Origin of the sequence: Paracoccus isoporae (assembly GCF_900101865.1) — a bacterium.
Lineage (GTDB): Bacteria > Pseudomonadota > Alphaproteobacteria > Rhodobacterales > Rhodobacteraceae > Paracoccus > Paracoccus isoporae.
Map to the genome: position 1 here is coordinate 674,519 of NZ_FNAH01000001.1, position 13,431 is coordinate 687,949.

The window sequence follows — 13,431 nt, forward strand, 5'->3', positions numbered from 1 at the left end:
TGTGTCGATCATCCGGCTGAGCGGGCCGGAGGCGCGGCGCGTGGCCGAGGATCTCTGCGGCGCGCTGCCTGACGCGCGGCATTGCTATTACCGGGAGCTGCGCGACGCAGGCGAGTTGATCGACCAGATCCTGGTGGTGCGTTTTGATGCGGGTTCGAGCTTCACCGGCGAGGACACCGTGGAGTTTCATCTGCACGGTGCTCCGGTGGTGGTGCGGCGATTGGCTGCAGCGCTGCGCGTGCGGGGCATCCGGCAGGCAGAGGCGGGCGAGTTCACCATGCGCGCCTTCGTTCATGGCCGGATGGATCTGGCCGAGGTGGAAGGGCTTGCGGATCTGCTGGCAGCGGAGACCGAGGCGCAAAGGAAGCTGGCTTCCGAGGCTGCGAGCGGTGCACTGGGTCGGTTGGCGGCGGAATGGCGAGAGGCGCTGACAGAGGCCGGTGCAATGATTACCGCCTCGATCGACTTCGCGGATGAAGAGATTCCCGATGACGTGGCCTCCGGCGTGCATGATGTGATGCATGAGGTGCGTCGGGGCATCGATGCCCAGATTGCCGGTTTTCCGGCGAGTGAACGAATCCGGGCCGGATTCGAGGTGGCTCTGGTCGGGGCGCCGAATGCCGGAAAATCGTCGCTGATCAATGCGATTGCGGCGCGTGAGGTTGCGATCGTGACGGATATTCCGGGGACGACGCGCGATGTGGTGGAGTTTCGGGCTGATCTGCGCGGACTCGCGGTGACGTTCCTGGATACGGCGGGCTTGCGGGAGACCGGCGATCTTGTCGAGATTCAGGGGATCCGGCTGGCGCGATCCCGTGCCGAGGCGGCGGATTTGCGGGTATTTCTGGGGGATGTCCCGGCCGAGATCGGGGGACTGGCACGGCCGGAGGACCTCTTCGTGGAGACCAAGGGCGACCTCACCGGCATTGTCGGCGCGATTTCCAGCGTGACGGGCGCGGGCATCGACGGGTTGCTGGAGCGGATCTACGAGATCCTGCGGAGCCGGGTGGCGGGGGCCTCATTGGCGAGCCACGAGCGGCAGGTTGAGGCTTTGCGTGAGGCCGCGTCTGCACTGGATGTGGCGGCGGATGATGCGCCGGAGATTCTCTCGGAAAGATTGCGAGAAGCGACCTTTCACCTCCGGCGGCTGGTTGGCAAAATCGACGTCGAGGACTATCTTGATCGCGTCTTCAGCAATTTCTGTGTCGGCAAATAGCGGGTGTTTCACGTGAAACAATACGACGTTATCGTGATCGGCGGAGGGCATGCTGGGACAGAAGCTGCCGCAGCGGCGGCTCGGCTTGGTCGGAAGGTTGCTTTGGTGACGATGTCCGAGCGCGATATCGGGACCATGTCCTGCAATCCGGCGATCGGGGGCTTGGGGAAGGGGCATCTGGTTCGCGAGATCGACGCCATGGACGGTCTGATGGGCCGTTTGGCGGATCACGCGGGCATCCAGTTTCGCTTGCTTAACCGGCGTAAGGGACCGGCGGTGCAGGGTCCGCGGACCCAGGCGGATCGCGTGGCGTACAGGAAAGCTGCCCAGCAGGAAGTGAAGAGTAACCCCCGCATCGAAGTTGTTCTCGCCGAGGTAACGGAGATCCTGATCACCAATGGTGCGGTGCGAGGGATCCATACGGCCGACACGATATTGCGGGCCCGGCGCGTGATCCTGACCACGGGAACCTTCCTGAACGGGTTGATCCATGTGGGCGAAGAGGCCCGGCCGGCCGGGCGCTGGGGTGGGAAGGCATCATCGCGGCTGGCGGAGAGTATCTCCGGTCTGGGCTTGAAGCTTGGCAGATTGAAGACGGGGACACCGCCCCGGCTCGACGGACGGACCATCGACTGGGCCGCTCTCGACCATCAGCCGGGAGACGTGGAGCCCGAGTTTCTGTCGTTCCTGACACAGCGTCCCGAGTTGCGGCAGATTTCCTGCGGGGTCACTCACACCAATCCTGCGACCCATGACATCATCCGCCGTAACCTTTCGCGCTCCGCTATGTATGGCGGAAGGATCGACGGCGTGGGACCGCGCTATTGCCCGTCGATCGAGGACAAGATTCACCGCTTCGCTGACAAGGAGTCGCACCAGATCTTTCTGGAGCCTGAAGGACTCTCCACCGACACGGTCTATCCAAACGGGATCTCCACCTCCCTACCGGAGGATGTACAGGCTGAGTACGTGCGGTCGATCCGGGGGCTGGAGCGAGCTGTCATTCTGCAGCCGGGATATGCGGTTGAGTATGATTATGTCGATCCGAGGGCTTTGACCGAGACGCTGGAGTTGCGCGACGTGTCGGGCCTCTATTTTGCTGGGCAGATTAACGGTACCACTGGGTATGAGGAAGCCGCGGCTCAGGGCATGGTCGCGGGGCTAAATGCGGCAAGTAACGAGGCGGTGAGGTTTTCACGCGCGACATCCTATATCGGGGTGATGATCGACGACCTGATTACGCGCGGCGTTACCGAACCATATCGGATGTTCACTTCTCGTGCGGAATATCGGCTGTCGCTGCGCGCCGATAATGCTGATCAAAGACTGTCACCGATGGCAATCGGGCTGGGCTGTATCGGCGAACCCCGCAGGGCTTCGTTTTTGGATAAGATGAACCGGCTTGCAAAGGCGGACCGCGGCCTGAAAGAGTTGAGCTTCTCTCCGCGGGAGCTTGAGGCCGTGGGCCTCAAGACGGGACGAGACGGCCGACGAAAGACAGGTTATGAGTTGTTGGCCGAGAAGGACTGCGAATTCGATACTCTGGCGAAGCTTGCACCGGACCTAACGGAGCATGACGCGGCAACGCGGAAGCAACTCAAGATCGACGCCACCTATGCACAGTACGAAGATCGGCAAAGGCGAGAGGCGGAGGGTTTGAAACGTGACGAAGGCGTGCCGCTGTCGCGGGATCTGGATTACAGCCAGATGGCTGGACTGTCCAATGAGCTGAAGGGCAAGCTGGCCGCTACGCGTCCGCATAATATCGCCGCCGCGGCCAGGATTGAAGGCATGACGCCCGCTGCCTTGTCGCTGCTGATGGCAACCTCACGGAAGGCCGCGCGGAGGTGAGCGATGTTTCACGTGAAACAGCCGCGCGGCTTGATTGCTATGCCGCGCTACTCCGGAAGTGGAACCCCGCAATAAACCTCGTCGCGCCGGCGACACTTGTTGAGCTCGGGCATCGCCACATCGCCGATTCTGCGCAGATCTACGACCTCGCCCAGCCTCAGCAAGGGAATTGGATCGATCTCGGAAGTGGCGGCGGGTTGCCCGGCGTGGTTGTCGCAATTCTAGCGCACGCGCAGCCGCTCACCGTCACGCTGGTCGAGAGTGACCGCCGCAAGGCGGCCTTTCTGACAACGGCGCGCAGAGAGCTAGACCTGTCCAACCTTCATATCCGCTGCCAGCGGATCGAAACCATTCCGGACGCCGCACATGATTTTGTCAGCGCCCGTGCCCTTGCCTCGGTGAAGAATCTTTTGCCCAACCTGGCACGGCAGCTTGCATCACAGGGAGAGGCATGGCTACTGAAGGGTCGAAGCTGGCGCGGCGAAGTCGAGCTCGCCAGGCAGGACTGGTCGTTCGACATGGAGGTGTTTCCAAGCGCGACCGACCCGGAATCAGTCGTTTTGAAGCTGAGGAATATCGAGCGCCATGTCTGAACAGACCGTTATCGCAATTGCCAATCAGAAAGGCGGGGTCGGAAAAACCACCACGGCCGTCAATCTCGGCGCAGGCCTGTCGGCGCAGGGTCTGCGCGTGCTGATCATCGATCTTGACCCGCAAGGCAATGCCTCGACGGGCGTCGGTTGCCCGGTCAAGGGGCGCGAGGCCACGTCTTATGACCTGATGTCGGGGCAGGCGGACCTGCGCGATGCGGTCGTGAACACCAGTGTCCAGCACCTGAGCCTCGTGCCATCAACCCCGGATCTCAGCTCCGGCGATATCGATTTCGCAACGCGTCCCGACCGGATCAGGCTGCTGAAATCGGCGCTCGCGCAAGCCGACGGATATGATTACATCCTCATCGACTGCCCACCGGCGCTCGGTCTTCTGACCGTTAATGCTTTGGTCGCGGCACATTCCGTGCTGATCCCGCTCCAGGCCGAGTTCTACGCGTTGGAGGGCTTGTCCCAACTCCTGATGACGGTCCGCGAGGTTCGGCAGGGGGCCAATGCCGCGCTGCGCATGGATGGAGTTGTGCTGACCATGTATGACGGGCGCAACAACCTGTCCCAACAGGTCGAGGCAGATGCGCGCGCGACGCTTGGCGAGTTGGTCTACGACACGATCATCCCCCGAAACGTGCGGATTTCAGAGGCGCCATCGCATGGCCTGCCGGTCACGATCTATGATCCCGGCTCGACCGGCAGCCGCGCCTATCTCGCCCTGACAAGTGAGTTCCTATCGCGCCAAAAGGAGATGCAGACATGAGCCAGAACAAACGCAGCAGCCTGGGTCGTGGACTCTCGGCCCTGATGGCCGATCTGCAAACTGACGAGACCACGGAAGATCAGCCCCGCAGCGGCACGCTGGTCGTCCCCACGGAACAGATCGCGCCCAACCCGGATCAGCCGCGCCGCGTCTTCGACCAGGCGGCTCTGGCGGAGCTGGCCGACTCGATCCGCCATCGCGGCGTGATCCAGCCCCTGATCGTGCGCCGGCACCCGCAGGACGACAATCTCTACCAGATCGTGGCGGGGGAACGCCGCTGGCGCGCGGCGCAGATCGCGCAACTGCATGAGCTCCCTGTGCTGGTCCGCGAGTTCAGCGATGCCGAGATGCTCGAGGTCGCGATCATCGAGAATATTCAGCGGGCCGACCTCAATGCCATCGACGAGGCCGCGTCCTACAGGCAACTGATGACGCGCTTCGGACATACGCAGGAGAGGCTGGCCGAGGCGCTTGGCAAGAGCCGCAGTCACATCGCCAATCTCCTGCGCCTGCTCAACCTGCCCGATCAGATCCAGGAATGGGTGCGCGAGGACAAGCTGTCCGCCGGCCATGCGAGGGCGCTCGTGACGGCCGAGAACGCCACCGCCATCGCCCGCAAGATCATCGAGAAGGATCTCTCGGTGCGCGAGGTTGAATCGTTGGTGCGCGGCGACAAGCCGGCGCGCCTCTCCCGCCCGCGCGGAGCCGCGGAGAAGGACGCCGATACCCGCGCTCTCGAGGGGGATCTCAGCGCCACGCTGAAGATGCGGGTCCAGATCAAGCCGGTCGGGCATGATGGCGGGCAAGTCGTCATCACCTACAAGGATCTGGATCAACTCGACACGCTGTGCCAGGTCCTCGCCGGAAGCCGCTGAGCCAGGGGCGCCTCAGGCCTCTGGCCGGGTCACGATGAACCCGGCGACGGCCGTCAGCAAAAGGGCCTGCACGGCAATCGCCATCACGGGCAGGCCGAGGAACGTGGCAATCCCGACGCTCGCCGCCATCGCCAGAACCGCCAGGATCTTGGCGGGCCGCCTGATCGCCCCGCGCTCCTGCCAGCGGCGAATGTCAGGCCCGAAGACCGGATCCGCCAGCAGCCGACGCCGCAGCCGGTCAGACGACCGGCTGAAGGCCCATAGCGCGACCAGAAGGAAAGGCACGGTGGGCAATATCGGAAGGAAGGCCCCGACCGTTGCGCAGGCGACCGCGATCCAGCCGATCGCCAGGTACAGCCACCGCATCAGCCGGCCATCGAACGCAGAAGATAATTCAGCACCGGCCTGCCCGCCTCGGTGGCGCGGACCCGGCCGGCCGAACGCTCCAGCAGACCATCTGCGATCAGCGCGTCGGTCCGCCGAACATCCAACTCGCCGCCCTTGTCGAAGAAGCGCTGAAGCTCCATGCCTTCCGCCAATCGCATTGACATAATCAGATACTCTGACGAAACATCGTCGGCGCTCAGCGGTTCCGCCTCGACATCGCCGCTGCCGCCGCCTTCGACCATTTCCAGCCAGCGATCCGGCATCATTTCCGCGACTGTGGCCATACGCGCTGCGGGCAGGGTAATCCGCCCATGGGCGCCCGGCCCGACCGCGGCCCAGTCCCCCTGGCGCCAATAGATCAGGTTGTGCCGGGATTCACATCCCGCCGCTGCGTGATTGGAAATCTCGTAGGCCGGCATCCCGCGAGACGCGAGAAACTCGTTTGTTTCCAGATACATATCTGCCGCCAGATCGTCGTGCGGCAATCCCTTCAACTGCCCCCGCGCATGGCGCGCACCGAAGACCGTTCCAGGCTCGATGGTCAACTGATAGAGCGACAGGTGATCCACCGCCATGGACAGCGCCTCCTCCAGTTCCCGCCGCCATGCGGCCCGGTCCTGATCCTGCCGCGCATAGATCAGATCGAAGCTGACCCGGTCAAAGCTGGCCTTGGCCAGATCGAAGGCAAGCCGCGCCTCTGCCACGCTGTGCATCCGCCCCAGCCGCCGCAGATCCGCGTCGTTCAGCGCCTGCACCCCGAGCGACAGTCGGTTCACCCCGGCCGCGGCATATCCGCGAAACCGGCCGGCCTCGACGCTGCCGGGATTGGCCTCCATGCTTATCTCGATGTCATTGGCGAAGGTCCACCCCGCCCGCGCGGCCTCGATCACGGCGGCGACGGTTTCCGGCGCCATGAGCGACGGGGTGCCACCCCCGAAGAAGATGCTGTGCAGCACACGTCCTGGCAGCAGCGCCGAAAGCCGCGCGATCTCGGACGCCAAAGCCCGCGCCCATCGCGCCTGATCGACATGGCCCGCGACATGGCTGTTGAAATCGCAATAGGGGCATTTAGAGGCGCAGAACGGCCAATGCACATACAGCCCGAACCCGCCTGCCCGCCAGTCCTCGCTCATGATTGCAGCGCGGTGAGTTCGATCTCGATCTTCATCTCGGGCCGGTTCAGCCCGGCAATCGCCATCGTCGCGTCGTCATTTTCCGTCATGCCCGATGTGAAGTTCCACGGACCCTTCACCACGGCGCGGCAATAGCCCATCTCGCTTTCGAAGGGCGAGCCGGTGGAGTTCCTACGCAAAGCAGCCCTCGAGCAGCTTGCGCACCGCGACGGCGCGATGGCTGATCGCGTTCTTGTCCTGCGGGCGCATCCGGCCCAGCGTCATGTCATGGCCATCCGGCTGGAAGATCGGGTCATAACCGTGGCCTTCCACGCCCTGTGGCGGCCAGACCACCTGGCCGGGCAGCACCCCCTCAAAAATCTCCTCATGCCCATCCGGCCAGGCCAGCACCAGCGTGCAGCGGAACTGCGCCTTGCGGGGATGCGGCGCGCCGCGCGCCTCGAGCTCGCGCCAGGTGCGCTCCATCGCCATGCCGAAATCGCGCCCGCTGCCGGTCTCCGCCCAATCCGCAGTGTAGACACCCGGCGCGCCATCCAGGGCATCGACGCAGATCCCGCTGTCATCGGCCAGTGCGGGCAGGCCGGTCGCGGCAACCGCCGCACGGGCCTTGATGCGGGCATTGCCGACGAAATTATCCTCGGTCTCCTCCGGCTCGGGCAGCGCCATCTCCGCCGCGCCGACCACCTCGACCCCGTAAGGTGCCAGCAGCGCGCGCATTTCGGCCAGCTTGCCGGCATTATGCGTGGCGACCAGAAGCTGACGGCCCTCGAATTTCCGCATCACAGCGCGGCCTTCTGAGCGGCGGCAAGCGCGGCGATGCCATCCTGCGCCAGGTCCAGCAATTCCCTCATCTGCGACCGGCTGAACGTGGCGCCTTCCGCGGACATCTGCACCTCGATGAGCTGGCCCGCGCCGGTCATGACGAAATTTCCGTCCGTCCCGGCCACGCTGTCTTCGGCATAGTCCAGATCGAGGACCGGCTGGCCCGCATAGATCCCGCAGGAGACGGCGGCGACATGGTCCATGAGCGGATCACTGGTGACCAGCCCCGCCTCCAGCAGCTTGTTTGCCGCCAGCCGCAGCGCCACCCATCCCCCGGTGATCGCGGCGCAGCGCGTGCCGCCATCGGCCTGAATCACGTCGCAATCCACGGTGATCTGCCGCTCGCCGAGCGCCCGCCGATCCACGCCAGCCCGCAGCGATCTTCCTATAAGTCTTTGAATTTCAACGGTTCTGCCACCCTGCTTGCCCGACGAAGCCTCTCGCCGCATCCGCGTGTTCGTGGCGCGCGGCAACATGCCGTATTCGGCCGTCACCCAGCCCTGACCGGAGCCGCGCAGGAAAGGCGGGGCCTTTTCCTCGATCGTCGCGCTGCAGAGCACATGCGTGTCACCGACCTTGATGAGGCACGACCCCTCGGCATGGCGCATGACGCCGGTCTCGATTGAAATCGTCCGCATTTCGCTTAAGTTCCGGCCTGAAGGACGCATCGGATTTCCTTTCCTGCTTCGGCGTTCAGATACAGGCCCGCAAAGGACGGACGCAACCCCGCATGAGCACCCGGCCCATCCTCGACGAACTGAACGATCGCTCGCGCGAGGTGTTCCGCCGCGTGGTGGAGGCCTATCTGATGACTGGCGAGCCGGTCGGCTCGCGCACGCTGACCCGCGACATGTCGGAAAAGGTCAGCGCGGCCACGGTGCGCAATGTCATGCAGGATCTGGAATATCTGGGCCTGCTGGACGCGCCGCATGTCTCGGCGGGGCGGCGGCCCACCCAGCAGGGCCTGCGGATGTTCGTGGACGGGCTGATGGAGATCGACCCCGTCGCCCCGACCGACCGCGCCCGGATCGAGGAGACGCTGGGCCATGACAGCTCGGACGTGGCCGGGCTGTTGGACCGTGTCGGCGCGGCGCTGTCCTCGATGACGCATGGGGCGAGCCTGGTGCTGACGCCCAAGCACGAGGCCCCGATCCGCCATATCGAATTCGTCAATCTCGGCACCGACCGCGCCCTGGTGGTTCTGGTCTACTCTGACGGGCGGGTGGAGAACCGGCTGTTCACGCCCCCGCCCGGACAGACGCCCTCCTCCATGCGCGAGGCCGGCAATTTCCTCAACGCGCTTGCCGAAGGGCGCACATTGACCGAGCTGCGCACCCAGTTCACCCAGGAGATCAGCCGGCGGCGGCAGGAGATCGACGGGCTGGCCGCGGCGCTGATCGAACAGGGGCTGGCGATCTGGGAAAGCAATGACAGCGATGCGCGGCTGATCGTGCGGGGCCGGGCCAATCTGCTGGACGCCGAAGCAGCCGATCTGGACCGCATCCGCGAGCTGTTCGACGATCTGGAACGCAAGCGCGACATCGCCCAGTTTCTCGACCTGACCGAGCAGGGCGACGGGGTGCGCATCTTCATCGGCTCGGAAAACAAGCTTTTTTCACTTTCGGGTTCCTCTCTGGTGGTTTCTCCCTATATGAACTCCGACCGGAAGATCATTGGTGCGGTGGGCGTGATCGGCCCGACGCGGCTCAATTACGGGCGCATCGTGCCAATCGTCGATTACACTGCGCATTTGGTCGGACGGGTGCTGTCCGGCCTGAAAGGATGAGAAGGATGAGCGATCAAAATTCTGACGGGCTGCCACCCGAGGATTTCCCGCTTGATGAGGATTTCATGGACCCGCTCGCCGATCCGGATAGCGAGCTGGACCGCCTGAAGGCCGAGCGCGACGAGCTGCGCGACCGCTTCATGCGCGCCCTTGCCGATGCGGAGAATGCGCGCAAGCGCGCCGACAAGGAGCGTCGGGATGCCGAGCAATATGGCGGCACCCGCCTGGCGCGCGATCTGCTGCCGGTCTACGACCATCTCAACCGCGCGCTGGATGCGGTGCCGGAGGAGCAGCGCGGCGCCAATGCCGCCCTGCTGGAAGGGGTCGAACTGACGCTGCGCGAACTGGGCAATGTGTTCGGCAAGCACGGCATCACCGTGCTGCGCCCGGAGGTCGGGTCGCGCTTCGATCCGAAGATTCACGAGGCGATGTTCGAGGCCCCGCTGCCCGACACCAAGGCCGGTGACATCATCCAGCTCATGGAGCCGGGCTTCATGCTGCATGACCGGCTGTTGCGCCCGGCCAAGGTCGGCGTAAGCTCCACCCCGGCCTCGTGAGGGGCCCGAAAGATTTTCCGAAGAAAGAGGACATGATGCCCAAATTCCGGCTGGACGACGAAGACGACGACGAACGCGACGACGAGGCGCCGAAGGATGAGGGGCTGGGTCTGCCGGATGCGGGCAACATCGCCAAGCTCTATTTCAAGTCGCGCAATGTGATCGTCGCGGGCGAGATCAACGACAAGCTGGCGCAGCGCACCGTGGCTCATCTGCTGGCACTGGCCGAAGATGGCGATGCCCCGATCAACATGATGATCTCCTCGCCCGGCGGCCATGTCGAATCCGGCGACATGATCCACGACATGATCAAGTTCATCCGCCCCACCGTGCGCTGCATCGGGTCCGGCTGGGTGGCCTCGGCGGGCGCGCTGATCTTCGTCGGCGCGGCCAAGGAAAACCGCTACTGCCTGCCCAATACGCGCTTTTTGCTGCACCAGCCCTCGGGCGGGATCCGCGGCACCTCGTCCGACATGATGATCCAGGCCGAACAGGTCCGGCTGATGCGCGAACGCCTCAACCAGATCTTCGCCGAGGCCACCGGCCAGAGCGTCGAACGGATCGAAGAGGACACGCAGCGCGATTTCTGGCTGAACACGCAGGAGGCGCTGGATTACGGCCTGCTGGGCAAGGTGATCCGGTCGATCGACGAGCTGAAATAATCCCTCACGCCATCTGACGGAAAAGGCCGGGCGCAGCACGCGCCCGGCCTTTCTTGTTGGCGTGAGGTGATCGCACCGATCAGATCGCGGCCTTCAGCGCCTCGGCCCGGCCGGTGTCTTCCCAAGTGAACCCGCGATGGGTCTTGCCGGCATAGTCGATCGCGACCGGGTTCTTGCCGAAATGCCCGTAGGTCGAGGTCGCGCGATAGATCGGGTGCAGCAGGTCGAGCTCTCCGATGATCGCGAAGGGACGCAGATCGAAGACCTGGCGAACCGCCGCAATGATCTTCTCGACCGGCACCGTCTCGGTCCCGAAGCAGTTGAGCGAGATCGAGGTCGGCTCGGCCACGCCGATCGCATAGCTCACCTGAATCTCGCAACGCTGGGCCAGCCCGGCCGCGACGATGTTCTTCGCGACCCAGCGACCCGCATAGGCGGCGGAGCGGTCCACCTTGGACGGATCCTTGCCAGAGAATGCGCCGCCACCATGCCGCGCCATGCCGCCATAGCTGTCGACGATGATCTTGCGCCCGGTCAGGCCGCAATCGCCCACCGGGCCGCCGATGACGAATTTGCCGGTCGGATTGATGAAGTATTTCGTCTCCCCCGACAGCCATTCGGCGGGCAGCACCGGCTTGATGATCTCCTCGATCACCGCCTCGCGCAGATCGTCGAGTGCGATTTCCGGGTTGTGCTGCGTGGACAGCACCACCGCATCGACGCCTGCCACCTGCCCGGCATCGTCATAGCGGAAGGTCACTTGCGATTTCGCGTCCGGCCGCAGCCAGTCCAGCGTGCCGTCGCGGCGGACCTTGGACTGACGCTCCACCAGCCGGTGCGCATAGGTGATCGGGGCGGGCATCAGCACGTCGGTCTCGTCCGAGGCATAGCCGAACATCAGCCCCTGGTCGCCCGCCCCCTGCTCTTCCAGAGCCGCGCGGTCCACGCCCTGGTTGATCTCGGGCGATTGCTTGCCGATGATGTTGATGACCGAGCATGTCGCGCCATCGAAGCCCACATCCGACGAGTTGTACCCGATGTCGTTGATGACATCGCGCACGATGGATTCCAGATCGACCCAGGCGCTTGTCGTGATCTCGCCCGAGATGATCGCGACGCCGGTCTTGACCATGGTTTCACAGGCGACGCGGGCGCGCGGATCCTCGGCGATGATGGCGTCCAGCACCGCATCCGAGATCTGGTCCGCGATCTTGTCGGGATGGCCCTCGGACACGGATTCCGAGGTGAAGATGTTATATTCGCTCATATGCTCAGTACCGGTAATGGTCAGATTTGAAAGGCCCGTCCTGCGAGACACCGATATACTCCGCCTGCTCCGACGAAAGCTGGGTCAGTTTCGCGCCGACCTTGTCCAGGTGCAGCATGGCGACTTTCTCATCCAGATGCTTCGGCAGGATATAGACGCCGGGCTGGTAGTCGTCGCCCTTGGTATACAGCTCGATCTGCGCCAGCACCTGATTGGTGAAGCTGGCCGACATCACGAAGGATGGGTGACCGGTCGCGTTGCCCAGGTTCAGCAGACGGCCCTGCGACAGAAGGATGATCCGGTTGCCCGAGGGCATCTCGATCATGTCCACCTGGTCCTTGATATTGGTCCATTTGTGGTTCTTCAGCGCGGCAACCTGAATTTCATTGTCGAAATGGCCGATATTGCCGACGATGGCCATGTCCTTCATCTCGCGCATATGTTCGAGCCGGATCACGTCCTTGTTGCCGGTCGTGGTCACGAAAATATCGGCATCGGTAACGACGTCTTCCAGCGTCACCACCTCGAACCCGTCCATCGCGGCCTGAAGCGCGCAGATCGGATCGACCTCGGTGACCTTCACCCGCGCCCCTGCCCCTTGCAGCGAGGCGGCCGAGCCCTTGCCGACATCGCCGTAACCGCAAACCACGGCGACCTTGCCGGCCATCATCACGTCGGTCGCGCGGCGGATCCCGTCCACCAGCGATTCCTTGCAGCCGTATTTGTTGTCGAATTTCGACTTGGTGACGCTGTCATTGACGTTGATCGCCGGGAAGGGCAGCAGCCCCTTCTTGTGCAGATCATAGAGGCGGTGCACGCCGGTCGTGGTCTCCTCGGACACGCCCTGGATCGCATCGCGCTGCTGGGTGAACCAGCCGGGGCTTTCGGCGAGCCGCTTGCGGATCTGGGCAAACAGCGCCTCTTCCTCTTCGCTGGTCGGGGTGGCGATCAGCCCGTCCTCGCCCGCCTCGACCCGCGCGCCGAGCAGGATATACATCGTCGCATCGCCGCCATCGTCGAGGATCATATTCGCGGTGCCGTCGCCGAAGCGGAAGATCTGGTCGGTATAGGACCAGTATTCCTCCAGCGTCTCGCCCTTGATCGCGAACACAGGCACACCCGCCGCCGCAATCGCCGCGGCCGCATGGTCCTGCGTGGAATAGATGTTGCACGACGCCCAGCGGACATCCGCGCCAAGCGCAACCAGCGTTTCGATCAGCACCGCGGTCTGCACGGTCATGTGCAGGCTGCCGGCGATGCGCGCGCCCTTCAGCGGCTTGCTGTCGCCATACTCCGCCCGCAGAGACATCAGCCCCGGCATTTCGGTTTCGGCGATATCCAGCTCCTTGCGGCCGAAATCCGCCAGCTTGATGTCTTTAATGGTATATTCGTTCATGGATGGACCTTTCAGGTGACGTCTGGCGCATACCACTTGACTTATGCAGATTCAATGAAGGGCAGCCCGCTTGCACGGGCGTTAGCGCTCGCGTATCGCAGGGTGAGGCGGTTT

The 13,431-nt window shown here is 63.9% G+C and carries 15 protein-coding genes; 8 read left to right on the plus strand and 7 right to left on the minus strand.

The window, feature by feature from the left end; translation table 11 throughout:
• The first annotated feature begins 1 nt into the window (after position 1).
• Genes mnmE through BLT73_RS03300 form a run of 5 tightly spaced genes read left to right on the plus strand, consistent with a single transcriptional unit; the run spans position 2 to position 5,307 of the window.
• Positions 2 to 1,216 (plus strand): tRNA uridine-5-carboxymethylaminomethyl(34) synthesis GTPase MnmE, encoded by a 1,215-nt coding sequence (mnmE, locus tag BLT73_RS03280; protein WP_342705148.1) that lies wholly within the window; start codon positions 2 to 4, stop codon positions 1,214 to 1,216.
• Between the two features lie 12 nt (positions 1,217 to 1,228).
• Positions 1,229 to 3,067 (plus strand): tRNA uridine-5-carboxymethylaminomethyl(34) synthesis enzyme MnmG, encoded by a 1,839-nt coding sequence (mnmG, locus tag BLT73_RS03285; protein ID WP_090520992.1) that lies wholly within the window; start codon positions 1,229 to 1,231, stop codon positions 3,065 to 3,067.
• The gene (gene rsmG, locus BLT73_RS03290) at positions 3,064 to 3,660 is read left to right on the plus strand and encodes a 16S rRNA (guanine(527)-N(7))-methyltransferase RsmG (RefSeq protein WP_090520771.1); all 597 of its coding nucleotides are present in this window, start codon (positions 3,064 to 3,066) and stop codon (positions 3,658 to 3,660) included. The genes mnmG and rsmG overlap by 4 nt, the downstream gene beginning before the upstream one ends.
• Positions 3,653 to 4,432, plus strand: coding sequence for a ParA family protein (locus BLT73_RS03295; RefSeq protein ID WP_090520773.1), 780 nt, complete (start codon positions 3,653 to 3,655; stop codon positions 4,430 to 4,432). The genes rsmG and BLT73_RS03295 overlap by 8 nt, the downstream gene beginning before the upstream one ends.
• A complete protein-coding gene (locus BLT73_RS03300) occupies positions 4,429 to 5,307 on the plus strand; it encodes a ParB/RepB/Spo0J family partition protein (RefSeq protein ID WP_090520775.1) in 879 nt (292 codons plus the stop codon). Before BLT73_RS03295 ends, BLT73_RS03300 begins: the two co-directional genes overlap by 4 nt.
• Before the next feature lie 12 nt (positions 5,308 to 5,319).
• On the opposite strand, the gene BLT73_RS03305 is transcribed toward BLT73_RS03300, so the two are convergent.
• The 5 genes from BLT73_RS03305 to rph are packed head-to-tail and all read right to left on the minus strand — an operon-like array spanning position 5,320 to position 8,317.
• Positions 5,320 to 5,673 carry a YbaN family protein gene (locus BLT73_RS03305; protein WP_090520776.1) on the minus strand — a complete coding sequence of 118 codons (354 nt, stop codon included), beginning with the start codon at positions 5,671 to 5,673 and terminating at the stop codon, positions 5,320 to 5,322.
• Positions 5,673 to 6,827, minus strand: a complete 1,155-nt coding sequence (gene hemW, locus BLT73_RS03310; RefSeq protein ID WP_090520779.1) for a radical SAM family heme chaperone HemW — start codon at positions 6,825 to 6,827, stop codon at positions 5,673 to 5,675. The genes BLT73_RS03305 and hemW overlap by 1 nt, the downstream gene beginning before the upstream one ends.
• Positions 6,824 to 7,006, minus strand: coding sequence for a RidA family protein (locus tag BLT73_RS03315; RefSeq protein ID WP_090520781.1), 183 nt, complete (start codon positions 7,004 to 7,006; stop codon positions 6,824 to 6,826). Before BLT73_RS03315 ends, hemW begins: the two co-directional genes overlap by 4 nt.
• Entirely contained in the window at positions 6,999 to 7,610 is a 612-nt protein-coding gene (gene rdgB, locus BLT73_RS03320; protein WP_090520783.1) for an RdgB/HAM1 family non-canonical purine NTP pyrophosphatase, read from the minus strand. The genes BLT73_RS03315 and rdgB overlap by 8 nt, the downstream gene beginning before the upstream one ends.
• Positions 7,607 to 8,317, minus strand: a complete 711-nt coding sequence (gene rph / locus BLT73_RS03325; RefSeq protein WP_090520785.1) for a ribonuclease PH — start codon at positions 8,315 to 8,317, stop codon at positions 7,607 to 7,609. The genes rdgB and rph overlap by 4 nt, the downstream gene beginning before the upstream one ends.
• Positions 8,318 to 8,379: 62 nt before the next feature.
• Here rph and hrcA point away from each other — a divergent pair, with 62 nt between their 5' ends.
• From hrcA to BLT73_RS03340, 3 genes are read left to right on the plus strand one after another with little or no spacing between them, the layout of a single operon-like run.
• Entirely contained in the window at positions 8,380 to 9,435 is a 1,056-nt protein-coding gene (gene hrcA, locus BLT73_RS03330) for a heat-inducible transcriptional repressor HrcA (RefSeq protein WP_090520787.1), read from the plus strand.
• Positions 9,436 to 9,440: 5 nt separating this feature from the next.
• Positions 9,441 to 9,992, plus strand: coding sequence for a nucleotide exchange factor GrpE (locus tag BLT73_RS03335; RefSeq protein ID WP_090520789.1), 552 nt, complete (start codon positions 9,441 to 9,443; stop codon positions 9,990 to 9,992).
• 32 nt (positions 9,993 to 10,024) lie between these two features.
• Complete coding sequence (locus BLT73_RS03340; protein ID WP_090520791.1) at positions 10,025 to 10,654, plus strand: ATP-dependent Clp protease proteolytic subunit; 630 nt, start codon at positions 10,025 to 10,027, stop codon at positions 10,652 to 10,654.
• A gap of 79 nt (positions 10,655 to 10,733) precedes the next feature.
• Here BLT73_RS03340 and metK read toward each other — a convergent pair whose 3' ends face one another.
• On the minus strand, positions 10,734 to 11,921 hold the full coding sequence (metK, locus tag BLT73_RS03345) for a methionine adenosyltransferase (RefSeq protein ID WP_090520793.1): 1,188 nt from the start codon (positions 11,919 to 11,921) through the stop codon (positions 10,734 to 10,736).
• Positions 11,922 to 11,925: 4 nt separating this feature from the next.
• Positions 11,926 to 13,317 carry an adenosylhomocysteinase gene (gene ahcY / locus BLT73_RS03350; protein ID WP_090520795.1) on the minus strand — a complete coding sequence of 464 codons (1,392 nt, stop codon included), beginning with the start codon at positions 13,315 to 13,317 and terminating at the stop codon, positions 11,926 to 11,928.
• Positions 13,318 to 13,431: the final 114 nt, after the last annotated feature.